The sequence below is a fragment of the Paraglaciecola aquimarina genome (assembly GCF_032464635.1).
Lineage (GTDB): Bacteria > Pseudomonadota > Gammaproteobacteria > Enterobacterales > Alteromonadaceae > Paraglaciecola > Paraglaciecola aquimarina.
The window spans coordinates 2475471-2501662 of sequence record NZ_JAWDIO010000002.1 but is presented as its reverse complement, the minus strand read 5'-3'; the positions used below and the strand labels follow the sequence as shown (position 1 = coordinate 2501662).

Here is a 26192-nt window from a genome sequence, read left to right as displayed (position 1 = left end):
GCAAAGGTCTTTAAGCTCAGAACCATTTTTTGAAGAGAAAATTATGCCATCGATATCACACAGTATAATCGCAAGTACAAGCCTAGTATTTGCTTGTACCGTGGCCGCACAACAGCCAGACAATAGCAGCGAAAGCACCGAACATATTGTAGTGACAGGTTCTAGTCAGCCAGCACTTGTCATGTCGCCTAAAAACTCGCTAGTTGATGGCCCATTTGGCAAAGACAAAAATTTAACAGAGATTGCCAGAAGCCTTACTTCTATTTCCAATGACATGTTAGAGCAGCTATCCATCGATGACCTCCAGGATGTGTTAACGCTCGTACCTAACACGTATTCGGCTAGCGGCTTTGGCGCCCCTAGCCTGCCTACTATACGCGGCCAATTGGGGGAATTATTTCAACAAGGTATGCGTCGCCAAGCGGGTAATAATGGCTTTGGTATTCCGTTATCCTTTAACAGTGTGGGTCAACTAGACGTCGTAAAAGGCGCACCCTCTGTCATTCTAGGGACGACACAACGAAATGGAGGTTTTGTCAACTTAACCAATAAAACCGCCACCTTGTCGGGCACTGATTTAAAAATTCAAGGAAGTATCGGTAGCTGGGAGCACTATCGTGCCCAAGTTGATGTAAATACTGCAATACAGGAAGGTCAAAGTGGCATTCGTGTTAGCGCAGAAGTGATAGACAACAATAGCTTTTACGATTTTAGCCAGTACCAAAGTGAAGACCTATTTATTGCCTACAAACTGCTACCTGATAACAAATCAAGTTGGGATCTTAGTTTTGAATATTTCAATGTGGATTTTACCGATAATGCCGGTATTAACCGCCCAACACAAAACTTAATCGACAACGGCTTGTACATTACCGGTCAAGGCGTACAGCCAAATGGCTCGCTAGTGCCTTGGCGCTTTTGCTGTGGTATCGCCAACGGGCGAAGTGAGCATTCCTCGCAGCACAGTGTTGACTGATCCAGACAACATTAATAATGCACAAACCTTTGTATTTCACAGCACTTATGAGCGTCAACTACATGCGCTACATACCCTAACTAATCGCAGCTATTTTCAATATCTAGATCGTGAAGAAATCGCACAAAACAGCTTTGTTGAAATAATTGATGGGGCGAAAACCGCGCAAAACAGACTTGAAATTCATTCAGCTTGGTCTGACGAACAGCACACCACTTGGGGGTAGACGTACGTTACAACGACGTATTGGGTTTTAGTCAGTTCACAACAGAGGCTGACTTACCTATAGACTTGCTCGGTAGTATTGAACAAAGACGTATTCCTCTGACGCAAGCGCAACAAGGGCGTTTAGTCGAGCTTCGCCCTGGGGTATTTGTATCACCTGGCGGTAATTACGATATCGACAATGATGGCGTCAATGATTTTTCATTATCGGATACCACCGACTCTACAACTTGGCAAACGGGTGTATTCGCCGAGCAAGATAGTAACTGGACTAGCCGTTTTAGTACAACCATTGGCTTACGAGCCGACTACTACGATGTCACTGCGCGCGATGCTTTACCTCCATCAGGACAAATTGCTGCCCAAGATAGCGTTAACAAGTGGTTATATTCTGGCTCAGCCAGTGCTCGCTTTGATATCAATCAGGATACTGTGACTTACGGCACATATAGTTATAGCGAAGCCACATCTAACAGTATGGGTGGTGGCACCGTTTTAGGCGCTGACAACAAAATCAACCCTCTGAATTTTGCTACAGAAAACGAACTATTCGAGCTAGGTGTGAAGTTTTCGCCCGCTGATTCGCCTTGGTATGCCGATGCATCTGTGTTCGAACAAAGCCGCAGTTTACGTAATCGTGATGGTAGCAACACTGGAATTATTGCCAAAGGCTTTGAAGCGCAAGTGTTCTATCAAGATGATAACGTGTGGGCGAACCTAGGTTATAGCTACTTAGATGCGCGCTATGATGACTCAGCTAGCGCCCAAGACTCGCAACAAGTTGCTGACGCTTTTGACAATTCTCGCCCAGATATCATCCAAGGTACAGGCATTGGTGCACCTAACTTTGCTGGATTTTCGGCATCGAATCAACGGGTTCAAGGCATCCCACAACAAACCGTATCGGCCAGCGCAGGTTATCAAATTAGCGATAACTGGGATCTGTCTGGATCGGCCATTTACAGCAAGAGTTATCCACTGGACTACCTTGCTACCGTATTCATCCGTGATCAAATAACCATCAACATCAATACCAACGTGGCGCTTAACGAGCAGTCGAGTTTGCGCCTTGAAGTGCGTAATCTGACCGACGAGAAAAATTGGCAACCCGTGTTTGAAGGCGGTTATTTCGGTTCTACCCTAGTTTTCCCTGAACTTCCCCGTCATGTTCAGTTAACCTATACCTATAACTTTAAGGCTTAGTTTCCTCATGAATCATCCTCCAACGAATAGTAAACGTGCAATATTAGTGATTGTCATCACCACGCTCATCGCCAGCTTTTTCATTTTTGACCTCAACCAATACCTTACCCTTGAGAGTCTTAAAAATAATCAGCAAGAACTAGCCCAATATATTGAAGCAAACTGGTTAGTGGCATTTATTGGCTACTTAGCCATATATGCTGCCGCTACCGCTTTAAGCGTGCTCAGGTGCCGCTATTCTTACATTAGGTGCAGGTGCATTATTCGGCTTCGGCTGGGGCTTGTTACTAGCCTCTTTTGCATCAAGCATTGGCGCCACACTGGCCTTTTTAGCATCGCGCTTCTTGTTGCGAGATTGGGTGAAAAACACTTTTTCCAAAAAACTAGAGTCTATTGACAAAGGCATCGAAAAAGACGGTGCGTTTTACTTATTGAGTTTACGCTTAGTGCCCATTTTTCCGTTCTTTATTATTAACTTAGTCATGGGTGTAACGGCTATAAAAACGTGGACTTACTATTGGGTGAGTCAATTAGGTATGTTGATTGGCACGGCGGTTTATGTCAACGCCGGTACCCAGTTAGTAGAAATAAACCAGTTGTCAGACATTGTCTCATCGGACTTAATTCTATCCTTTGTACTGTTAGGTATTTTTCCCATATTAGCAAAGCTTATTCTTAGTGCATTACAGCAACGCCGAGTTTACAAAGGCTGGAAAAAACCCAAAAAGTTCGACCGTAATCTCGTGGTAATTGGTGCAGGTTCGGCTGGTTTGGTCACCGCTTACATTGCAGCAGCAATCAAATCTAAAGTGACCTTGGTTGAGCGCCACAAAATGGGAGGTGACTGCTTAAATACTGGCTGTGTGCCGTCCAAGAGTTTATTGCATGCCAGCAAGCTAGCGCACATTCATCATACTTCGCAAAGTGCTGGTGTCAGTTACGATGCGCCCAAAATAGATTTCAAAGCCGTCATGAATAAAGTGCACAGCGTAATTAAATCCATCGAACCACACGATTCGGTTGAACGCTACGAGTCACTGGGGGTCAACGTCGCCATTGGAAATGCAACCATTGTCTCGCCTTGGCAGGTTGACATTCAAACAGAGAACGGGGTTGAATCATTGACCACCCGTAACATTGTTATTGCCACCGGCGCTCGAGCATTTGTTCCAGATATTCCAGGCTTAACAGACATAGACTATTTAACTGCCGACAACTTATGGCAAATCACTGAGCAACCTAAGCGTATGATAGTGCTAGGTGGCGGCCCAATTGGCTGTGAATTGTCTCAAGCATTTGGTCGTTTGGGGACTCATGTCACACAAATCGAACGCGGCCAGCAAGTACTGAGCAAAGAAGACCCTGATGCAGCTAAGCATTTACAATTACAACTTGAAAAAGACGGCATCGACCTGCGCCTTAACACCAGTGCTTTGGCGGTTGAAACCACCAGCGAAGGCAATGTGCTAGTGGTAGAATTTGCAGGCAAAGAGGAGCGTATTCCTTTTGACAAAATTTTAGTCGCCGTTGGACGCCAAGCAAACCTGACTGGTTTCGGTTTAGAAAAATTGGGGATCGAGACCGATCGTACTGTGGTAACCAATGAATTTTTACAAACCAAGTATCCTAATATACTAGCCGCTGGTGATGTAGCTGGTCCTTATCAGTTTACCCACACCGCCAGTCACCAAGCTTGGTATGCTGCGGTAAATGCGCTATTTAGGCCATTTAAAATATTTAAAGTGGACTACAGCGTCATTCCTTGGGCAACCTTTGCTGAACCAGAGATTGCCACAGTAGGGTTGAATGAAACGTCAGCCAAGCAGCAAGGTATTGAAGTTGAAGTAACCCGCTACGATATTGGCGGCCTTGACCGCGCATTAGCCGATGACCACGCTCGCGGCTTTGTTAAGGTGCTCACCAAATACAGGTAAAGACAAAATTTTAGGGGCCACTATAGTGGGAGCTAACGCCGGCGAATTATTAGCTGAATTTGTTTTAGCCATGAAGCACGGCTTAGGATTGAACAAAATATTGGGCACCATCCATATTTACCCAACCATGGCCGAAGCTAACAAAAACGTTGCAGGCAATTGGAAGAAAGATCATGCACCAGAAAAAGTGCTGAACTTTCTTGAACGCTTGCACACTTGGCGTCGAAAATAGGACTACTGTATGAAATTCAACACTATCAAACATCCCTCTAATGTACTCAGCAATGGCGCTAAGGCGTCTTTGCAGCGTACTTTATATAGTATCGTCAAAGGTGTGCTACTGACCACTTCAGCCCTAGCGACCATTATTTCGAGCAATATTCAAGCAACTGAGTTTGATCATAATTACGCGAATTATGATCAATTGCTTAAGCAAGTGGTGCGGGTTTCTGAAAATAACCTACAAACTCGCGTTGATTACCAACAGTTAAATAGCAAAAACACACAACTAATTAACGCCTTATCACCGTTATCAGCGGTCAATAAAAGCCAATATGACAGTTGGAGTGAGCCCCAAAAGCTGAGCTTTTTAATCAATGCTTACAATGGCTTTACCTTAAAATTGATCATCGATAACTGGGATGAGTTCAAGCGAGGAGATGCCAAATCTATTCGCGACTTGGGGAGTTTGTTTACTAGCCCATGGGAAAAAGAGTTTTTTGTCTTGCTAGGCAAAAAACGTAATTTGGATGATATTGAACACGAAATGGTACGTAAATGGTTTAAGGAACCGCGTATTCATGGGGCACTAGTTTGCGCGGCAGTATCATGCCCTCCTCTACGAAATACTGCTTTTGTGGCCAGCAAATTAGACGCACAGCTTGATGATCAAATGCAGTTATTTTTAGCCGACAGCAGTCGTAATCAAATCTTGTTAGATGGACAAAATGCCGAAGCCTCTCTCTCTTCAATTTTTAAGTGGTATCGCCAAGATTTCGAAAAAGGCGACGCTGGATTTAGTTCCTTGTATGATGTACTAAATCGATATAGTGATGCTTTAATAAAAGATGAAAAACAATCAACCGTGCTCAAAAAACTTATTAACAAGAAAGACTTACCCATATCATTTAAAGATTATGATTGGCGTTTAAATGATGTGCTTAACTTTTAACTTTGCAAGGCGATTTGGTGCCTTTCCCTTAGCGGCATTTTTGCTACTCACATTTGTTTGTACAATGAAGGCAAGAGCAGCGACCCCCTTAGCAGCCAAGGTAGCCGCGTTAGAAAGTAGCCAACAATGGCAACAAACCTTAGCTAAAGCGCAGGGCGAAACCGTGTATTTTTATGCATGGGGGGCGCGAAACCTGTCAATGACTATTTACGCTGGGCGTCTCGTGAAATTGCTAGTCGTTATAAAGTACGGTTACGCCATGTAAAAGTAGCGGATATCAGCGAGGCTGTTAGCAGGCTAAAGGCAGAAGATGGCAGCAAAAGTGCCATTGATTTACTTTGGATCAATGGTGAGAATTTTAGTTTCCTAAAAGAACAACAACTGTTATTGGGCGAGTTAACCACAGCGGTTCCCAATAGTGCACTACTCGCAACTAAGCAGCTTTCACTAAACAACGACTTTGGCGTTCCCATGGACGGTTTCGAAATACCTTGGGGCGTGGGGCAATTCAATATCATGGCGAATGATAAGGTGTTTGCTCAACCGACCATTACCCCACACAGTATTCTAGAGGCTGCGCGACAAAAGCCCGGCTCTCTCAGTTACCCTCGTCCACCGGAATTTCATGGCACGACTTTTTTAAAGCAACTACTAGTGGCCCTTAGTCATAACGATAAACGTTTATTCGAATTTGCTACGCCTGCCGCACAACAGCAATTACTGCCTATCTTGTGGGAATACCTAGATAAACTTCACCCACTAATGTGGCAACAAGGTAGAGCATTTCCTAGCTCAAACACAGAGCAACTCACTCTATTTCAACAACGTCAGCAGACCATCGCTGTCAGTTTTAACCCCAACCAATTACGCAAAGAGCAAGATGAGAAGCGCATAACTAACACCGCAAAACGTGTGTACTTTGCTGACGGTGCGATGACTAACAGCCATAATTTAGCCATCCCTAAAGGTGCGCAAAGCCCGGCGGGAGCGAAAGTAGTCATCCATTTTTTGTTGAGCGAGTTGGCGCAAGAGCGCAAGCTGAAAGGTAGTTGGGGGGACCCTGCGGTCATTACACCGTTACTGGATGCGGCGTCAACGTTACCTGCTCAGCAAGAGTTACACAGCTCTTGGCAACAAATCATTGAAGATAAATGGCAACAAAGATTCGGCGCTTAACCCTTGCTGCTGGCTGGCTACTTGTTGCATCTGTCGCCGGTCTTCCCGTGTTTGGTATTGTGCTGGGCTTATGGCCCTCATCGCCAATTTCTTGGCAACAAGTCGACGTTTTTTGGGCATACAATGGTATTCTATCATCGGTTGTTGGTTCGCTGTTTCTTGCGTTCTTCGCACCTATTATTGCGCTGTATGTAGCATTCACCGTTTACAGCCAATATCGTTTTAATCCTCGCTGGCAAGCACTAGAAAAACGCCTCGCGCCATTATTATCATTGCCCCATTTAGCCGTAGCCTTAGGCTTGGTTTATCTGTTTAGTCCGGCAGGAATGTTGTGGAGCGGCCTGTGGGATTTAGCAGCAAGTAGTCCACCTGAATGGTTTGGTTTAGGACGTAAAAGTATGCTGACCATGTTAATCGCGATCAGTATAAAAGAAGTGCCGTTTTTTTATTGATATTCAGTGCATTCGGTCGTCAGTTGGCGATTAAAAACTGGTTACTGCAAGGCCGAGCGCTAGGATACAGCGAAAGCGCCAGTTGGTGGCTGTTGGTTTTCCCCACTATGTTAAAACAGTCTCGATTGGCGTTGCTCGCAGCGATGGCATTTACGCTATCGGTACTGGACATTAGCCTATTGATTGGCCCTAATATTCCTGAGTTGTATGCGGTGGTGTTATACAATTGGCAAACGGGCTTCACCGCCGATGAGCAGGCAATGGCCTTTCTAGGCAATCTACTTCTGTTGCTCATGCTTGGCGTATTAGTCGCCACTATATATGGCCATGAATGGATAGCCGCCAAACGTCTGCGCAGCTTAGCCGTTTTAGCCAATCCAATGCACATTACCCGCCTAAGTCGGTTATTCACTGCTTGGTTGGCGCTATTTAGTTTACTAACCTTAGCGGTACTACTCACCTTTTTACTGTGGTCTTTAGGCTGGAACACGCAAAACTCTTTTAACTCGGTCAATTGGTCCACTGCACTATGGCAAGATGAATGGTTTTTATGCAAAAACCTTTGTTGAACAGCTTAAATATTGGTTTTCTTAGCAGTCTATTAGGTGTTGTGATGACCTTAGTCGCTTTAGAATTACAGCACCAAAACAAACGTTACTTACCCGATTATCTATGGTTACTAGCCATACTGTTACCGCAACTTAGTATGGTCTATGGATGGCAAGTCGCCCATACGGATGTAGGCGCTGAATACAATAGTGCATGGGTAGTTCTTTCCCATTTACCTTTCACCTTTGCTTACAGCTACTTAGTCCTTCGCGGCCCGTTTCAAAGTCTGGATAAGTATTATGAATTAGTTGCAGCCAGCTTTGGCTATTCCTATTGGCAACGTTACTGGAAAATTCGCTTTATGTTGCTTCGGCCTGCTCTGCTTAGCGCTTTGGCTATCGCGTTTTCGGTCAGTGTTGCACAATATATTCCCACCCTAATGCTAGGAGCAGGACGTGTTGCCACTATTACCACTGAGGCTGTCGCTATTGCATCAGGAAACGAGCAAAACATCACAGCGGTTTACATGTTAGTACAAGCTTTACTGCCCTTTGTTGCCTTTTTTATCGCCAGTATGCTGGCCCAACGTCTACGAGGAAGTTTCGATGCTGCGCATCAATAATTGCCAAATACATACATCGAATGGACTGATTGCATTACCCGATATAACACTCGAACAAGGTGAATTACTGGTACTCACAGGCCCAAGCGGCATGGGCAAGTCGACATTTTTGCATTGGGTGTTAGGGGACGACATGGCACATGCTAATATCAGTGCAGAGCTGATATTAAACAAAAAACGGCTCAACGACCTACAAGTTGAGCAACGCCGGATTGGTTTACTCATGCAAGACGTGTATCTTTTTCCCCATTTAAACGTATTAGATAATATCTGCTTCGCACTACCTGCATCGATTACCAATCAACAAGGTAAAAAGCAAAATAAACAACAGCGCCGCGATACCGCGATGACGTTACTGAATAAGATAGATATGGGTTATGTGGCAGAGCATTTTAGTGAACAATTAAGTGGCGGTGAACGCTCTCGCGTTGGCTTAGTAAGAGCATTAGCCAACGCGCCTCAGGCGTTATTGATGGATGAACCTTTTGCCGCACTTGATCCAAGTACGAGTGCCAAGGTAAGTCAGTGGACATTTGCTCAATTACAACAGCAAGGAGTGCCTAGTATCATGGTAAGTCATGATATTGACAACATTCCAGCGCACGCGCAGCATCTAAACTTAGCGGAATATTTTCAACCTAACAGCCGTGAAAAAGCACTTTAGGGTTCGCCATAACCTATACTAACCCCCGTACGTTCGCCCTTTCGCGACAAAAACTCAAGGTAAACCATGCTAGATCCTATTTTAAACCAACGACTAAAAAAGCCTTTAAGCGGCGCAGCTAAACAGTTAATAAAGCGCGGGGCAACCGCCGACTCGGTGACGGTTATAGGTTTTGTTATTGGCATGCTCGCTGTACCGGCCATCATTTATGAACATTACATATTGGCACTGTGCTTGATCCTACTCAATCGCCTAGGAGATGGATTAGATGGTGCCATAGCCAGAGAAACCTCGCCCTCTGACGCCGGAGGTTTTTTAGATATCACCTTAGATTTCATATTCTACTCGGCTATTGTCTTTGCGTTTATTTGTGCCAACCCAGCAGACAACGCCATAGCTGGTAGCTTTTTGATGTTGTCATTTATGGGCACTGGTGGCAGCTTCTTAGCCTTTGCGATTATGGCCAGTAAGCATGGAATCGACAGCCCCAATTACCCACAAAAAAGTCTGCATTACATGGGCGGCTTGGCAGAAGGCTTCGAAACCATTCTAGTGCTTTGCTTATTTTGTTTATTTCCAAGCCAGTTCGTTTTCATTGCATCGGTATTTGCTGCTGTTTGTTGGCTTACCGCTATTATTCGAATTTGGCTGGGGTATCACACGTTAGTGGCCACTAAAGGCGATTAGCTGTTTTCTCAGCTGCGCAGGACCTAGGCTTTTTTCGAAATGGCATCAATAGTAAGGTGCCGATGCCTGTGTTGTCACTTTCTTTGCTGTACTCTTGCAAGCCAAGTGTTAAGCCGTGATCGCCCGCTTTAGCCTCGTGAGTATAACTACCAAATAATCGATCCCAAGTGGATAAACAAAATCCAAAGTTGCTGTCGGTTTCTGTTACTACTTGACTATGATGAATACGATGCATGGCTTGGGTCACAATCACTTTACGCAGTGGCTTTTCCAACCAGTTAGGTAGCGTTATGTTGCTATGATTAAAGATGGCGCTGGCATTAAGTACAATTTCAAAAATCAAAATAGCCAACACCGGCACACCCAATAACATAATAGCGCCCCCTTTAATGACTAAGCTCAAGGCTATTTCAATGGGATGAAAACGCAGTCCTGTTGATGCGTCAAGATGAGGATCAGCATGGTGTACGCGATGCAAACGCCATAGCAGTGGCACTCGGTGGAACACCCTATGCTGCCAATAAATCAGGCAATCAAGAGCGATAACCGCTAGGGTTATGGCCGTCCACTCGGGGATTGGCAATATATTCAATACACCGAAATGCTGCTTATCTGCAAAAATCGCCACCACCGCAAGCCCCGCAGGTACCAATAACCTACCAGTCATCGCGCCACAAAACGCCAAGAAAAAATTGCTCGACCAACGTTTGTAATTGGCCACCTTAGAAGTAAGGTTGGGGCTAATAGCCTCCCACACCATCATGACAATCAATACAATAATAAAGCTACCCATACGTAGCCACAGTTCATTTGGCATATTTTCTCAATTATGTAACTAGGTCAGTACTTGAATAGAACCTAAAATTCAATCTATTGCTGATAGTATTAGTTTGGTCGTATATCATACGTGCTGAAGAATCATTATTAAAAGAACATTGGATATAAACATGAAGACCTTAGTTACCCTAATTAGCTTTCTTACTATTTTACTGGTTGCGTTGGCCGGTCCACTATATAAGTTTGGAGTCTTGGATCTAGGCTCTGCTTTTACTGCATTACGTTACGGCGTTTATGTGGGCTTTGCCGCTTTGATACTCATTTTGATACAAATTATATTTATGCGTAAAACGATCAACTGGGCAGCAAGTTGTACCTATTTGGTGTTGCTATTAGTGATCATTTCAGTCCCCCTCAGTTTGAAAAACAAAGCTAAATCGGTGCCAGCAATTCATGATATATCAACTGATTTAGTTAACCCGCCTCAATTTGTCGCCATTGCAACACTACGTTCTCAAGCGCCTAATCCTGTTGAATATGCGGGCGAAGAAACAGCTGAAAAACAGCGCCAAGCCTATCCACAACTAACCACTCAGAAGTACCAGCAAAGCACGCAACAATTGCTACAGGCAACAGAAACAGCAATTAAAAATCTTGGATGGCAATTAGTAAATGCCGATAAAGATCTTGCTATTGTCGAAGCCACAGACACCTCTAGCTGGTTTGGCTTTAAAGATGATGTTGTCGTAAGAATTACTGCCAATGGCAAAGAAAGCAACCTTGATATACGTAGCAAATCTAGAATAGGTAAAAGTGACTTAGGTAAAAACGCTGAGCGTATACACACTCTTATCGATGAAATAAACCAACAATTAACACCCCATTAAATCCGACTGTCAAAATGCCAGCTTAAATTAAAGCTGGCATTTTATAACCGATTGAAACAAATCAATCTTCTGGCCAATAAGGGTTACCTCGCAGCCCTTGCTCAGATCCTCGCAGCGAGTCTTGTCCCTTGGTCAATTGCACGCTTTGCATCTAACTCACTCGCCACATCTGCACCGCCAATTAAATGATAAGGTTTAGTTAATCCTGTGACCAAATCCCGTAACGGCTCTTGGCCGGCACAAACAATAATGTTGTCAACGCTTAATAGCTGTTGCTTATCTTCGAAGACAATGTGTAAGCCCTGATTATCAATTTTTTCATAACTGACACCCGCTAGCATTTTCACACCTTTTTTGAGCAAACCTACCTTATGAGCCCAGCCGGTAGTTTTACCTAGAGTCGCCCCTACTTTACTGCTTTTACGTTGCAACAAATAGATTTCTTTAGCAGCAGGCACAGTGTTAGCTTTTATCCCTTCCACTCCACCTCGGGCCTTAAGCGTCATATCGATCCCCCATTCTTGCATAAACAGGCAAATATCTTGACTACTAGCATGGCCGCTATGCGCTAAATATTCTGCAACATCAAAACCTATACCGCCAGCACCTATAATAGCAACTGACTGGCCAACTGGCTTTTTATTAACTATCACATCTAGGTAACTCAATACTTTGTCATTTTGAATGCCCGGTATATTTGGCGTACGCGGTGTAATACCTGTGGCAACAATGACGTGATCGAAGTTTGATTGGTTCAATAGCTCGCTCGACACAGGAGTGTTTAGTTTCACACTAACCTTATGTAATTCCAGCTGACGCGAAAAATAACGTAGGGTTTCGACAAACTCTTCTTTGCCTTAGGATCTGTTTAGCGATATTAAATTGCCCCCCTATTTCACTAGCAGCATCAAACAATGTTACTTTATGTCCGCGTTTAGCCGCGGTCGTAGCTGCGGCGAGTCCTGCTGGGCCTGCACCTATCACCGCAATTTTTTGCGGATGCTCAGTGGCAAGTATTTGTAACTCTGTTTCATGACAAGCACTTGGATTGACTAAGCAGCTTGCGGTTTTACCTGCAAACACGTGGTCTAAACAAGCTTGATTACACCCAATACAAGTATTTATCTCATCAGAACGACTCTGCTCAGCTTTTATGACAAAATCGGGGTCAGCCAAGAAAGGTCTGGCCATAGATACCATGTCCGCATCTCCTTGAGCTAGGACTTGTTCTGCCACTTCCGGCGTGTTGATTCTATTTGAAGTAATCACTGGAATGCTCAGCGCTTGCTTGAATTTTGCCGTCACCCAAGTAAAAGCTGCACGGGGAACTTTAGTGGCAATAGTAGGAATGCGCGCCTCATGCCAGCCAATACCGGTGTTAATAATGGTCGCACCTGCTTGCTCGATAGCTTTACCAAGTTGGATCACCTCTTGATAATCAGAGCCTCCTTCAACTAAGTCCAACATAGACAAACGATAAATGATGATAAAGTTCTCGCCCACTTCTTGACGTATTCTTCGAACGATTTCTAGCGGCAAGCGTATACGGTTTTGGTACTCGCCTCCCCATTCGTCTTCTCTTTGATTAGTACGCGTGGCAATAAACTGATTTAGAAAATACCCCTCAGATCCCATAATTTCCACACCGTCGTATCCGGCCTTTTGCGCTAGTCGAGCCGTGCAAACAAAGTCTTGGATCTGTTGTTCAATCTCTTTAGAATCTAGTGCCTTGGGGGTAAATGGATTAATCGGCGCTTGAATTGCTGAAGGTGCCACTAGTTTAGGATTGTAGGCATAACGTCCAGTATGCAATATTTGCATACAAATTTTTGTGCCGTGCTCATGTACTGCGGCAGTAATAACTTTGTGATTTTCAACTGCCTCATCGCTATCTAAGCGATTTGTATGTTGATGCGTCGCGCCTTCATCATTTGGACCAAACCCGCCTGTAACAATCAGCCCAACGCCCCCTTTGGCGCGCTTGGCAAAATACACTGCCATGCGATTGTGGCCATCGGGCGCCTCTTCAAGTCCAGTATGCATTGATCCCATTAGTACACGGTTTTTTAACTGAGTAAAACCAAGATCTAAAGGCCTTAACAAATGCGGATATGGGCTAATATCACTAGATGAATTCGATGTTTGAGTATTCATGACTCTTATTCCTATACGGTTGTTTCTTTGTATAAATACTGCTCGGTTCACTGCAAAAACATTCAGCACAGCTGTAGAGCCGTTTCTTATTCAAACAAACTTAGCGTAACACTGTTGTTGATTAAGCAGCACTAGGTTTGCATAAACGACTAACGCTCCCCTTAGCTCAACAACCCAAACTAGACATCGTCAAGATAAAATTTTATTTTGACACTGTCAAGATTGCGGTGAATAATTTATATTCTTACACCAAGACTCAAAATAATCAGCAGTAAAATGAATCAAGACAAGCCATCTAAAAGCCCCTATCACCATGGAGATTTACGCACCACTCTTATTGCCAGTGCCAGTGAACTATTGCAAGAAATGGGAGTGGCAGGCTTGTCTTTACGCAAACTTGCAGAAAAGACAGGCGTATCACGCACTGCGCCATACCATCATTTCAAAGATAAGAATCAGTTGTTGTGTGCCATTGCCGAACAAGGTTTTATTCAATGGCAACAAGATGCAGAGAGAATATTTAACCAAAAAGATGTATCGTTAAAAGAACAGTATCGACAATTTTTTCATGGCTACATTCATTACGCTGCCACTCACCCTGAGTTATATGATTTGATGTTCGGCCGTACTATTTGGAAACAGAGCAGTGCCACTGAAGATTTAAAAAACGTGGCGTACCCGAGTTTTAATTATCAGGTAAAAATGACCCAAGCGTGGCAACAACAAGGTTTATTGCCAGCAGGAGAGAAAACTCTACGTTTAGCCCAAGTTAACTGGGCTACCATGCATGGCATCGCAAGATTGCTAATTGATGGCATTTATGCAGACCAGTCCCATATCGAAGAAATGTGTGATTGTGCAGTAAACTTGTTTACCCAAAACTCAATATTTGATACTTATAATTAACCGACGTGACTATCAAGCTGCGAAAGGACGTAATCTTGCAATACGATGTAAAGGATCCAATTGACTACCTGAATACTATCCAAGCGGATTGGCGCAAAGCAAAGTTACTTGCCGTAAGAGCATTAATTTTTTCCCAAATGCCACAAATAGTTGAAGATATTCACTATAAAATGTTGAGTTATTCGCTCAGCAACAAAGTTGTTTTTCATTTGAATGCGCAAAAACATCACGTAGCACTTTATGCTGGGGACATACAGAAAATCGATCCTAATGGTATTATGTTAACTGGTCTGAATACAGGAAAGGGATGTATACGCCTAAACAAGTCCATTGAAATTGAACAAACGTTACTTTTCCGTTTTATCAAAAAAGCCGCCGACCTAAGTTTAGAAGGCGTAGACTTAGGCTGCTAGTCCGAAGCGAGACTTTCCACTACTTTGTATTCGCCGTATATTACATGCGCCACCCAATTATGGTTGGTAAGCTGATGGCGATAGACCAAAATAACGTTGAAAAGAACGCCTGAAGCTTTCGTAGTTGCTAAACCCAACCGAGCGAGAAACCTGTTGAAGAGAACGATTGTCATCGCTTAACAGATCCCGAGCTTGATGCATGCGTAACTGGTTAAGATACTGAGCGGGGGTTTGCTTCAAATGCTGTTTAAATAATCGAGACGATTGGCGCTCACTGACACACAATTGGTTAGCAATATCGCTAGTATTAATATTTTTACCTAAGTTTTCTAATAACCATTCGGTTACCGGAGCAAGACGCAGACTATCTGCAGACTGGTTTTTTAATAGATCAGAAAACTGCTTTTGGCTACCTTTCCTCTGAAGATACACCACTAACTCCTTCGCAACGGAAGCCGCTGCTGTATTGCCCAAGTCTTGGCGAACAATTTCTAAGGCAAGATCCACCCCTGATAACACCCCTGCAGACGACCATATTTTTCCATCTTGCACAAACAAAGGAGAGCTCAATACCTGTATCTGAGGAAATTTGTCAGCTAACTCATGACAGTGTCGCCAGTGAGTGGTTAAACGCAACCTTTCCCCGCTGTCTTTTTGATAACAGTTTTGGATATTGTGCTGACTAAATAACTGCGCCATAACAAAAGCGCCAGTGCAAATACTAATCACTTTCTCGGCTTTATTAGCCAGTGCTGTCAACAGCGATAAGGAAGTATTGGTTAGCGCTAGTTGTCGCATGCCACTGCCACCACATATAATCAAATAGTCCAGTTGTTGAATATCTGTCAACCCGTAGTCGGCAACAACAATATGCCTTGAAGCGCTCTTTACTTGCCCTTTGCTAAAACTAGCAATATCACATTGGTATGTTTGCTTGATAGCATTATTGACCCCTTCAAACGTATCTAAAGGGCCAAATAAGTCTAATGGCTGAAATCCTTCAGCCACAAAAAACTACCCGTATTATCTTAGCCATATTACGTAAATTGCTCAGTTGATTGTATGCTCAGCTTAGACTAAACAATCATGTCCTAAAGGACAACAATTACACAAAAACAGACATAGTATTACTGAGTTCGAAACGCACGATAAACAAGTGTTAGCAGACACGCGTAAATGCAAAAGCGCTATCAACCGTTAATCGAGCCAAAGGCAAGTTGATACCTTGCTTATTCTGTTACCCATACTTTTTGACAGGAAAAAACAATTCTGCGCTATACATTTACTAGCGCCCTTGTAAAATACCCGTGCAAAAAATATAACTTATATCCATTTATTCGGGGAAGTATGAAATTACAACTAATGGCCTTGGGCCTAATTGCAGCCTTGAGTAGTTGTACTGAACAGCCAGTCAACACGCAAAATCAATCAACCACATTATCGAAAACAAGCATGCACAAATCACAGATTTCCTACCCAATGACCCAACAGAAAGAAGTTGTAGATACTTATTTCGGTACGCAAATATCTGATCCCTATCGTTGGTTAGAAGACGATATGAGCGAAGAAACAGGACAATGGGTCAAGGCGCAGAATAACGTTACATTTGATTACTTAGAAAATATTCCGTTTCGCGACAAACTTAAAGATAGACTGGCTACCTTGCTAGACTATGAGCGTGTGTCGATCCCTTTTAAAGAAGGCGACTATACCTACTTTTATAAGAATGATGGATTGCAAAACCAAGCCGTTTTATTCCGTCAAAAAGATGATGAAGAGCCTGAAGTTTTTCTCGATCCTAATGGATTTAGTGAGGATGGCACAACGTCACTGTCTGACATTTATTTTTCTGAAGACGGCAGTTTATTGACTTATCTAATTTCAGAAGGCGGTAGTGACTGGCGAACAGCAATCACCATCAACACTTTAACCAAAGAAGAAGTGAGCAGTCAGTTACACAACCTAAAATTCACCGCCATAGCTTGGCGAGACAACGCCGGTTTTTATTACTCTAGTTATGACAAGCCAGAAGGTAGTGAACTGTCTGCAAAAACCGATCAACACAAACTTTATTTTCATAAGTTGGGCACGCAACAAGACGATGACCAGCTAATTTTTGGTGGCACCGCAGAACAAAAAAATCGCTATGTTGGGGCCAAAGTCACTGAAGGTGGTCAATATTTATTGATTGAAGCGGCTAACTCCACATCTGGCAATAAGCTTTACTTACAAGACTTATCCCAGCCAGCATCAAATCTAGTCACTATTTTGCAGCATGAAAATTCTGACACCACGTTGTTAGACTCCGACGGCTCAACCTTGTTGTTAGAAACCAACTGGCAGGCACCAAACAAACGTATTATCAAAGTCGACGCTAAATCCCCTACAGTTGATCACTGGCAAGACCTTATTCCTGAAACAGAAAATGTACTCGATGCGGTCACTGGTGGTGGCTACATATTTGGCCGTTACATGGTAGACGCCATTTCAAAAATTGAGCAATTCGATAAATCAGGAAAGTTAATTCGCACCGTTACCTTACCCGGCATTGGCACAGCTAAAGGTTTTAAGGGCAAACAAAAACAGTCTGCATTATATTACTCTTTTGCCAACTATAAGACCCCCAGCACCATTTATAGCTTTGATATAAACACAGGTTTATCTGACGTCTATCGTCAATCAGAAATTGCCTTTAACCCAGATGACTACGACTCGAAGCAAGTGTTCTACCCATCTAAAGACGGCACTATGGTGCCCATGATTATAACCTTCAAAAAAGGCACAACACTGGATGGCAATAATCCAACCATTTTGTATGGATATGGCGGATTCAACATTAGCCTGCAACCCAGTTTCAGTGCTACGACAGCTGCATGGTTAGAGCAAGGTGGGATCTACGCTGTTGCGAGTTTACGTGGCGGTGGTGAGTACGGAAAAAAATGGCATAAAGCAGGTATTACACTACACAAACAAAACGTGTTTGATGATTTCATTTCAGCCGCAGAATACCTGATCGCTAAGCAATACACGTCTAGCGACTATTTAGCAATACGAGGGGGTCAAACGGCGGATTATTAGTCGGGGCCGTGATGTTACAAAGACCTGAATTGTTTAAAGTGGCATTACCTGCGGTGGGGGTTTTAGATATGCTTAGATACCATACCTTTACCGCTGGAGCGGGTTGGGCCTATGACTATGGCACAGCTGAGCAAAGTAAAGAAATGTTTGAATATTTACTCGCTTACTCACCAGTCCATAATGTGAAATCAGCCGTCAACTATCCGGCAACGTTGATCACAACAGGTGATCATGATGACCGCGTAGTGCCGGCGCATTCGTTTAAGTTTGCTGCCCGTTTACAAGAAAAAAACACGGGTCCTAATCCAACACTGATTAGAATTGAAACCAATGCAGGTCATGGAGCGGGAACACCAATCAGTAAAACCATTGAGCAATACGCAGATATTTTTGGTTTTACTCTGTATAACATGGGGTTAGAAGCAAAATAACGGATTTTTCTTACATTGTTAAAGCCAATAGCTTAACGAACAATGACCCATGAAAAGTCATTGTTCGTTGTTAATTAAGTGCTCGACTCCATAAATTTTGGTAACCGTCTATACAAAAATATTTATGTGGCTCCCACGTATAAGGCACCATTTCATTGAGTTGTTCGGGCTTAAAGTCATGGGTCAATTTTTGCATGATTTCCGATAACCTTTTGGGATCAATTTTTTCCAGTTTTTTCCGCGCCACGTTAAAATGCATATTTCGGCTTTTATCCACCACCTCACTTCTAATTCCTTCAACAAAGATTAAATTTTTACTGACAGTACGACAAATGGGCTGCTCCGAGTTTTGCGGATTCAGTTCGGTGACAATTGCATATTCATATTGTGCTAGTTCTTTTCCTCGTAGATCTTTGGGGATGTACACTATCCCGTAGCCTAGGGGAAATTGACCGACAATGCTGATCAATACATTAGCCAACGGGATACTTACTTTCTTCTTAATCGCCAGTTGTGCAATTAAAATAGATCCTGTGGTTAACGTTTTTTTCGAAAAATCTCTTTTTCGTAGAAAAAATCACTGACGCATAAATTTGCGGTATTTTGATAATTTCACTGGTACCTAGCTTATTCAAATTAGCGCCTTCAACTAAAGCTAGCTGAAATTTTAGACGCTTACTCTCTGCGTCAGAAAAAGCCAGTATTTCATCTTTTGAGCCAACGTCAGCTATCTGGCAACCCAATCCGTTTACTAAATAATCAATAGTGAATTGATAATTCAAATCTAACATTTTCTGCCGCTCTTCAAGATCTAATAAGCGAAATCTATCTTTATTGCCTTCTTCACCATCTAGTAATCTGCCCAATTCAGGGTGCTGAAGGCCAACATCCTGAAAAATTGCTGCCAACATAATGGGTATAATCACTCCTTGTGTATAACAAATATTACTCGCAGACTCAGGGATATACCTGTGCGCCTCTGAATACTCTCTGAGCATATAAGTATTTTTGACCATGCCATTTAACATCAGCTTATCTAACATTCTTAAACTCAACACCGCCTTGTATGCGGGTTTTAAAGATTGGTGTAATTCAGCCAAATGGGGGCCTTTCCCTGGAGAAAATAATGCCATAGTGGTAAGAAACTTTGCACTTTTCTTCTGCGTCTCTTCAAAGTCGTCACCTTCGGTCAAAGAAAGAATATCCATGCAAATACTGATAGCGTTGTTAAGACGTTTGAGACGAGCGGCTTGTTGTAGCGAAGTTTCGTTATCTAGATCCCATTCTAGTTTGCCTATTCTATTTGCATTTAGCTTCGCCTTTGTATCAGAGCAATGAGGCAATTCACTTTTTAACTTTGCAATTTTGTCGGTGATTAACTGTAACTTAGCCTTGTTTGCATCTGCGGTTTCGAAATAGAACTTAGCCTGTTGATACAGTGAAGGTTTGTGATTACTTTGACCTGCAATTGCACTAACCAAAAGATCAACCGATATGGTGTAGCTGGTGTTATTCTCTTTATTTAACACGATTCATCGCTCAAACAATCACTCCTAACATAGTTATTTCTATAGCGCTCAAATAGAGAGTGTAGCGCAAATCTGTTATAAAAAGAAAAGACCACAAAAAATATAAGGACATTAAGGCATTGATAATAGACAGTCTAATACGCCACTTTTTTCAAGCGAATTAGTCTTTAGTATACTCTACGGCGGTGGGAGGTTTAGTTATGGTGAAAGCACTAGGTAATATTTCAACGCCTACCATTCGACCTAGCTTAATGGCCAAAGGAATGGTAATCGGCGCAAAAGGCAAAACCGCAAAAACACCAATTCCCAAACCTTTTATCACATCAAAAAACTGGGCATTAGCAACAACCATCTCTTCTTTTGAAGCTTGGCCACTAGAATACTTCCGATATGTTTTAAGCATTGATTTTGTTTCACTGGTTTCTTGACGAAGTGCAACTTTAACCAACAACATTTGGCGCTTTAGGCGAATTTTAGCCTTCAGCTTCTTTATTCTAATGACCCTAATCGGAGACTTAATAATGAGTACCCATATTTTCATGGATTGCCAGCCTCCAATTAATTAGAAGATGCTTTGAGAATCATATACTACCACTTTGCCCCACAGGTGAGCAGCATCCTCAATAAAGGTTAAATGTACGTCTTCGCTTTGATACAAGTCATGCTCGGCTTTATTATTAAAAGTAACGACTAGGGTGTAGTCATAACTGCTGTCTACCACATCTCTATCTGACGACATTTTTGTACCAATATGCTTACTTTTGACATATTTAGACGCACTAATAAATTTGGTTAAGTGACCTTCAAATGCCTTTCGGTCCTCTAAATTGGTTGGATTTTTTAGCCAAAAATACACAGAATGTACATAACCTCCAGCTTCAATTTTATCCTGAGTTGCATTCGCCATAAAACAAGTTCCTAAATAAGCGATTAAAATTAATATTACTTTCTTCATTTTCATACTCTATTTCAAATGATGGATACTACACATTATCAATAGACAATGTGATGAAAACTTACGTTCGACAACAATCTAATTTTTTGTCGATTATATTGTATCAAGCTAAATTGAAAAGCACTTTATTAGAATCGACCAAGCGACGAATGTACAAGGCATAGAAGGCTGGCAATGGCTACATCTCATCAAAATATTGAAGCACAGGAGACAACAGTCGCTGGGTTACTTCTCTCAGACGACTTTTTAATGAGCTAATACTGTAGCTTATATTCAAGAAAACATCGGTAGTATTTAATTAACAGTATCATCCAAACCTTTGATTATACTTATATTAAGAATTGGCTACGTAGCTAATTCTTAATACGGAGGAATATTAGTCAACAATACCTTTTGGCATGTCTGCACGTATCTCTTGCCAAATTTTCCCACTTTCTAGGCCATATTCTCGAATAGTAACAGGCACTTGTTTATAATCGCCTGTTTCAGCCAATATTAGTAAGTTTTTGTAATATTCTCTGGTCAGTTCGCGAGACTTTGCAATCGAAAAGTAATACCCACCAATTCGAGAGTACAATCCTCTAAAGCCGTTCATCATTAAAACGTATACTGGATTACCAGAGGCAAACGCTAAATCGTGATGAAGTTGATAATCTGAATCAGCAAACGTTTGTGCATCGTCTGATATTTCTCTATACCTATTTAGAATCTCTACAGACTTTTCTTGGTTAGTATGAATTGCACCGCGAATAAATACTGCACTTAAATTAGTACGAGCGGCTAAAAGGTGGTCGACAAGTTCTGAAATTCCATCTTCATCTAAGCGAGCAAGTGTTTCTAAAATATTTAATCCTGAGGTCTCCCAAAAATTATTTACTTTTGTCGGTTTACCATGCTGAATCGTTAACCAACCATCTCTCGCTAAGCGTTGTAACACCTCACGTAATGTCGTCCGAGTTACACCAATCAGTTCCGACAACTCTCTTTCTGCTGGTAAAATAGTACCTGAGTGGGAAACGGCCACTCCAAATGGACTCAACAATATACTCTTCTGCAAAACCGGCTGGACTTTGGGCTTTATAAATCATCCACAACTCACTTGTTTATAATTATTATGTTCGAACATCCTATAACTGATTGTACCAGATGACAATTGCTAGTAACAACTTAACTTTTTTAGTTTGTTACCTCTCTCTCAATATGACTTCAACTTAAACGAGATAACCTCTTGATAGATAGGCCATTACCGCACTTCTTTTATAGACAAAGTCAGTCACTTAATTTATTCAAATTCATCAAGACATTTTCGCCCTCCCCATATATATCTTGATTGGGGGGGGCGAAGCTAGTGAACTACCACATAATTTATATCTAACCTATTGTTTTAAATTAAAATATGTTTCATTTTCTATATTTTCTCAGTAGAACATTAGAGAGTCGAGAAAACGCAAACTAGGTCTTATATATACGCGCTTGATTTATATACATTTAATTAACACATTTTCAGCGTTAGCTTAAATACAACATTCCGAAATATTTCCCTTAAATCAACATGAATTTTTTATAAATTCTGCGCTAAGTATGGGATTTTATAATAATTTTTGTTTACACTGGGGGATTAGAAACTTCAACATTTATAATACTTTGCAAGGAACCATACTAATGCAAATGTCTATACCACAAGCTGTCGCTGCAAACTTTTTAGGAAAAGCGCCAACTTGGTACAAGCAAGCGATTATCGCTTTCTTAATCATTAACCCTTTATTATTTATTTATAATCCTTATGTTGCCGGTTGGGCGCTTGTACTTGAATTTATTTTTACCTTAGCTATGGCTTTAAAATGTTACCCACTACAACCTGGTGGGTTATTACTCATGGAAGCTTTGTTTATAGGCATGACGACCCCAGAACACATGAAGCATGAAATGGTTGTCAATATAGAAGTGATTTTGTTGCTGGTATTTATGGTTGCCGGTATTTATTTTATGAAGGAATTACTCCTTTATCTGTTTACTAAACTAGTTTTGAAGCTTAAAAACAAAATTGCATTATCAATTGCATTCGCAGCTGCGTCAGCTTTTCTTTCCGCCTTTCTAGACGCGCTAACAGTAGTAGCAGTTATCATTACTGTTGGCTTAGGTTTTTACTCTATCTACCATAAAGTTGCGTCAGGAAAAGACTTTCAATCTGATCATGATCACTCCCATGACGAAGAAGTCCCTCACCCGAGCCGTCAAGATTTAGATTCTTTTAGAGGTTTTTTACGTAATTTAATGATGCATGCTGGTATAGGTACAGCCTTAGGTGGTGTCATGACTATGGTGGGAGAACCGCAAAACCTCATCATTGCAGATAAAGCTGGCTGGGACTTTGTTGAGTTTTTTGTTCGCATGTCACCTATTACTATCCCTGTATTTTTCGCTGGTTTAGCCACAACCTTTATTGTCGAGAAATATAAGCTGTTTTCATATGGTGCAGAGTTACCTCCTATCGTCCGAGAAATTCTGACTGACTACAGTAAACATGTCGACGCCAATTTAACCATTCAAGACAAAACAAGATTAGTTATTCAAGGCTTAATCGCAGTATGGTTAGTAGTCGGTTTAGCAGGGCATTTCGCAGCCGTTGGCTTAATCGGTTTGTCGATTATCGTTTTAGCAACCAGCATGAGTGGTATTATCGACGAACATTCTATTGGTAAAGCTTTTGAAGAAGCCTTGCCTTTCACGGCTTTGTTATGTGTATTTTTTGGTGTGGTCGCTGTCATAATTGACCAAGGTCTATTTAGCCCAGTCATTGCTTGGGTACTAACCTTTGAGGGCCATACACAACTGGTCATGTTCTATTTAGCCAATGGCTTGCTTTCGATGGTCAGTGATAATGTGTTTGTTGGCTCGGTCTATATAACTGAAGTCACGGCAGCCTTAAATAATGGAGCAATCACCAGAGATCAATTTGACCTATTAGCTGTAGCCATTAATACAGGGACTAACTTACCTAGTGTAGCGACACCTAATGGTCAAGCTGCCTTTTTGTTTTTACTTACCTCGGCTATCGCACCTTTGTTACAGGCTGTCGTACGGCACTATGGTTTATATGGCACTGCCTTATACAATTGTATTAACCCTAACCGGTTTAGTTGCAACCTATTTTGGTTTGTATGACCTTACTGGCTGGTTATACGATATGCATTTGATTGAACACCATTCAGCTTCTGCAATAGGCAGCGGCGACGTACCAGCGAGTCATTAATTTTGAGAGTATCGATGTTAGCAGAGCTAGCAGACAAACGCGGAGCTTGGGCCTTACTATTTGTATCGGCCCTTGGCTTTGAGCTGGCAGCCTTGTATTTCCAGTTTGGTTTAGCGCTATTGCCTTGCATCATGTGCATTTATCAGCGAACAGCGGTATTTGGTATCATGTTCTCGGCAATACCAGCCATGCTGCTGAATAATCTAGTGACACGTTCAATTGGCTATTTAGGATGGGGGATATCAGCAATTTGGGGGTTACTCATTGCAATAGAGCATGTGGATATTCAAACGGCAACTAATCCATTTTTTGCTACATGCGAGATAGTACCGAACTTTCCAACATGGATGCCATTGCACCAATGGTTGCCGAATATATTGCCGCCACTGGTGATTGTGGTGATATAGACTGGTCGTTCTTAAATCTAAGCATGCCCCAATGGATGATAGTGGTGTTTGCAGTTTACGCTAGCTGCTTGTGTGTTGTTTTATTGAGCAGAATAATGTTAAAACGCAAATTATAAATCAATAGAATTTGGATAGTATTATGTTATGAATGCTCTGTTCGAAGATAATACTATTCCAACACATTTTTAATCAAGATCTTGCACTGGCCACAGCGCAATATAGTCCTCAAATTGCTCTAAATCTACATCCTGCTCATAAACGGTTTTTCCTCGCACAGACATACCATTTTTATGCATAGCGGATTTTTTCCCTTTATTTAATAATGGGTGCCAACTCGGTAAACCACGACCTTCGTACAACCTTCGATAACTACAACTTGGAGGCATAAAAAAAATGTCTTTTAAGTTATCTTTAGTTAATTTAACACAATCGGGGACTAATTTAGTCCGCTCCATATATTTGGAACATGCACAGGTTTTGGTGTTTAATAAACCACAAGCAATATTGGTATAGTGAATATTTTCACCCTTTTTAAGGTGATCTGTTGATACAGCCTCTACAACGTCTTCATCTTCAATAAATTTATGTAAGCAACACTTCGCACAGCCATCACATAAGTCTTCCCACTCTCTATCACTCATGTTTTCCAGAGGCTTCGTTTCCCAATATTTGTCCACTATCTATTTCTCATTTAGGTATTTTATTAAACAACAACCAAAGTATCGCTTCACTTCTTGTTTCGAAATTCTTAATCGGTAAGTTTAATTTTTTAGCCAGTTCACCGACTAAATGTTGGATATTATGAGAATGGTTTATTATTCGCGCCAGTTTAATGTTCGCCAATAAGTCTGCGGATTTGATATCAACAAGAAGATTGGATATTTCTAAACTAGAACACTTGATATCTAACTCTTGAATATCAATTACGACATTGCTCATCTGGTTTTTTCCAGCTGTTTTAACCACTGTTTTGATTAAACGCTCAACTTCACGAATATCCGAGACAGTACCCTGCGCTTCAAAAATAAGAATTTTATTTACTTTATCGACTTCATAGTCATATTTAAGACTCATCATTAAATAATCTTAGTACTCACTGAAAACCCATTTTCTAAAGTGAGTTCTAAACTTTCCCCTTTTTTAAGTGGCCCCACACCTTTTGGTGTTCCCGTCATGACAATATCACCCGGCATAAGTGTAAAGCTCTGTGATATTTCTACTATTAATTCAACTATAGGTAACATCATATCGGCCGAATTGCCTTGTTGCCTTAGTTCCCCATTAACCTGCAAACTAAACTGTAAGTTATTCAACTCGTTTATATCACTAAGAGGTATAAAACCTGACATAGGACAGCTACCATCGAATGCCTTAGCTCTTTCCCATGGTTGCCCTTTACTTTTTAATTTCGCTTGCACATCTCTAAGCGTTAAATCTAGCCCTAGTCCGACTCCCCACAAAGACGCCGCCACATCTTCTGGTGTGGCCTCGGTGAGCCGCTTATTGATCAGTACCGCGACCTCTAATTCATTGTGACATTCACCCAAATGGTCAGGTATTGATACTGGCTCTAACACGGAACATAGCGCAGTACTGGGCTTCATAAATAACAAAGGTTGTTCTGGCACTTCATTATTTAATTCTTGTATATGCAGCATATAGTTTCTACCTACACATACAACCTTACCTACATCAAGGTGTATTTTTTTACCATCGCAGTTCTGGTGATTATAGTCAATCATA

18 protein-coding genes and 8 pseudogenes are annotated in these 26192 nt (G+C 41.8%); 15 read left to right on the top strand and 11 right to left on the bottom strand.

Translation table 11 applies throughout. The annotated features are described in order from the left end of the window. Window positions 1-43: 43 nt before the first annotated feature. From RS130_RS12485 to RS130_RS12445, 9 genes and pseudogenes are all read left to right on the top strand, one after another. Window positions 44-2404, top strand: a pseudogene (locus RS130_RS12485) (TonB-dependent receptor). A 7-nt stretch (window positions 2405-2411) separates the two neighbouring features. Further along, window positions 2412-4570, top strand: a pseudogene (locus tag RS130_RS12480) (dihydrolipoyl dehydrogenase family protein). 9 nt (window positions 4571-4579) lie between these two features. Then, window positions 4580-5509, top strand: coding sequence for a DUF547 domain-containing protein (locus tag RS130_RS12475; protein WP_316026212.1), 930 nt, complete (start codon window positions 4580-4582; stop codon window positions 5507-5509). Window positions 5510-5573: 64 nt separating this feature from the next. Next, window positions 5574-6685, top strand: a pseudogene (locus tag RS130_RS12470) (ABC transporter substrate-binding protein). Beyond that, window positions 6661-7137 (top strand): ABC transporter permease family protein, encoded by a 477-nt coding sequence (locus RS130_RS12465; protein WP_316026211.1) that lies wholly within the window; start codon window positions 6661-6663, stop codon window positions 7135-7137. The pseudogene RS130_RS12470 and the gene RS130_RS12465 overlap by 25 nt, the downstream one beginning before the upstream one ends. Next, a complete protein-coding gene (locus RS130_RS12460) occupies window positions 7134-7706 on the top strand; it encodes an ABC transporter permease family protein (protein WP_316026210.1) in 573 nt (190 codons plus the stop codon). The genes RS130_RS12465 and RS130_RS12460 overlap by 4 nt, the downstream gene beginning before the upstream one ends. Next, complete coding sequence (locus RS130_RS12455) at window positions 7679-8308, top strand: ABC transporter permease subunit (RefSeq protein ID WP_316026209.1); 630 nt, start codon at window positions 7679-7681, stop codon at window positions 8306-8308. The genes RS130_RS12460 and RS130_RS12455 overlap by 28 nt, the downstream gene beginning before the upstream one ends. Continuing rightward, complete coding sequence (locus RS130_RS12450; protein ID WP_316026208.1) at window positions 8292-8972, top strand: ATP-binding cassette domain-containing protein; 681 nt, start codon at window positions 8292-8294, stop codon at window positions 8970-8972. Before RS130_RS12455 ends, RS130_RS12450 begins: the two co-directional genes overlap by 17 nt. A gap of 66 nt (window positions 8973-9038) precedes the next feature. Then, window positions 9039-9659, top strand: coding sequence for a CDP-alcohol phosphatidyltransferase family protein (locus RS130_RS12445; protein WP_316026207.1), 621 nt, complete (start codon window positions 9039-9041; stop codon window positions 9657-9659). On the opposite strand, the gene RS130_RS12440 is transcribed toward RS130_RS12445, so the two are convergent. Then, window positions 9646-10476, bottom strand: a complete 831-nt coding sequence (locus RS130_RS12440; protein WP_316026206.1) for a sterol desaturase family protein — start codon at window positions 10474-10476, stop codon at window positions 9646-9648. The genes RS130_RS12445 and RS130_RS12440 overlap by 14 nt on opposite strands. Before the next feature lie 130 nt (window positions 10477-10606). Between RS130_RS12440 and RS130_RS12435 the strand changes: the two genes are divergently transcribed. Next, window positions 10607-11323, top strand: a complete 717-nt coding sequence (locus tag RS130_RS12435) for a DUF1499 domain-containing protein (protein WP_316026205.1) — start codon at window positions 10607-10609, stop codon at window positions 11321-11323. A 101-nt stretch (window positions 11324-11424) separates the two neighbouring features. On the opposite strand, the pseudogene RS130_RS12430 reads toward RS130_RS12435, so the two are convergent. Beyond that, window positions 11425-13477: pseudogene (locus RS130_RS12430) on the bottom strand (oxidoreductase). A gap of 276 nt (window positions 13478-13753) precedes the next feature. Between RS130_RS12430 and RS130_RS12425 the strand changes: the two are divergent. Beyond that, window positions 13754-14383, top strand: a complete 630-nt coding sequence (locus RS130_RS12425) for a TetR/AcrR family transcriptional regulator (RefSeq protein ID WP_316026204.1) — start codon at window positions 13754-13756, stop codon at window positions 14381-14383. A gap of 35 nt (window positions 14384-14418) precedes the next feature. Beyond that, window positions 14419-14796, top strand: a complete 378-nt coding sequence (locus RS130_RS12420) for an iron chaperone (RefSeq protein WP_316026203.1) — start codon at window positions 14419-14421, stop codon at window positions 14794-14796. Window positions 14797-14853: 57 nt separating this feature from the next. On the opposite strand, the gene RS130_RS12415 is transcribed toward RS130_RS12420, so the two are convergent. After that, window positions 14854-15804, bottom strand: coding sequence for a GlxA family transcriptional regulator (locus tag RS130_RS12415; protein ID WP_316026202.1), 951 nt, complete (start codon window positions 15802-15804; stop codon window positions 14854-14856). A gap of 339 nt (window positions 15805-16143) precedes the next feature. Here RS130_RS12415 and RS130_RS12410 point away from each other — a divergent pair. Then, window positions 16144-18305, top strand: a pseudogene (locus RS130_RS12410) (prolyl oligopeptidase family serine peptidase). Between the two features lie 70 nt (window positions 18306-18375). Here the strand turns inward: RS130_RS12410 and RS130_RS12405 are convergent. The 5 genes and pseudogenes from RS130_RS12405 to fadR all read right to left on the bottom strand — a co-directional run bounded on the left by RS130_RS12405 (window position 18376) and on the right by fadR (window position 21877). Beyond that, complete coding sequence (locus RS130_RS12405; protein ID WP_316026201.1) at window positions 18376-18786, bottom strand: hypothetical protein; 411 nt, start codon at window positions 18784-18786, stop codon at window positions 18376-18378. Window positions 18787-18805: 19 nt separating this feature from the next. After that, a complete protein-coding gene (locus tag RS130_RS12400; RefSeq protein WP_316026200.1) occupies window positions 18806-19834 on the bottom strand; it encodes a hypothetical protein in 1029 nt (342 codons plus the stop codon). Window positions 19835-19994: 160 nt separating this feature from the next. Continuing rightward, the gene (locus RS130_RS12395; RefSeq protein ID WP_316026199.1) at window positions 19995-20375 is read right to left on the bottom strand and encodes a hypothetical protein; all 381 of its coding nucleotides are present in this window, start codon (window positions 20373-20375) and stop codon (window positions 19995-19997) included. 21 nt (window positions 20376-20396) lie between these two features. Next, window positions 20397-20741, bottom strand: coding sequence for a Dabb family protein (locus RS130_RS12390; protein ID WP_316026198.1), 345 nt, complete (start codon window positions 20739-20741; stop codon window positions 20397-20399). 424 nt (window positions 20742-21165) lie between these two features. Continuing rightward, window positions 21166-21877, bottom strand: a pseudogene (gene fadR, locus RS130_RS12385) (fatty acid metabolism transcriptional regulator FadR). A gap of 574 nt (window positions 21878-22451) precedes the next feature. Between fadR and nhaB the strand changes: the two are divergent. Continuing rightward, a pseudogene (nhaB, locus tag RS130_RS12380) lies at window positions 22452-24042 on the top strand (sodium/proton antiporter NhaB). A 14-nt stretch (window positions 24043-24056) separates the two neighbouring features. Beyond that, window positions 24057-24565: pseudogene (gene dsbB, locus RS130_RS12375) on the top strand (disulfide bond formation protein DsbB). A 69-nt stretch (window positions 24566-24634) separates the two neighbouring features. Here dsbB and RS130_RS12370 read toward each other — a convergent pair. The 3 genes from RS130_RS12370 to RS130_RS12360 are packed head-to-tail and all read right to left on the bottom strand — an operon-like array spanning window position 24635 to window position 26191. Then, a complete protein-coding gene (locus RS130_RS12370) occupies window positions 24635-25129 on the bottom strand; it encodes a YcgN family cysteine cluster protein (RefSeq protein WP_316028048.1) in 495 nt (164 codons plus the stop codon). 7 nt (window positions 25130-25136) lie between these two features. Further along, window positions 25137-25526 carry a hypothetical protein gene (locus RS130_RS12365; RefSeq protein WP_316026197.1) on the bottom strand — a complete coding sequence of 130 codons (390 nt, stop codon included), beginning with the start codon at window positions 25524-25526 and terminating at the stop codon, window positions 25137-25139. After that, the gene (locus RS130_RS12360) at window positions 25526-26191 is read right to left on the bottom strand and encodes a fumarylacetoacetate hydrolase family protein (RefSeq protein ID WP_316026196.1); all 666 of its coding nucleotides are present in this window, start codon (window positions 26189-26191) and stop codon (window positions 25526-25528) included. The genes RS130_RS12365 and RS130_RS12360 overlap by 1 nt, the downstream gene beginning before the upstream one ends. Window position 26192: the final 1 nt, after the last annotated feature.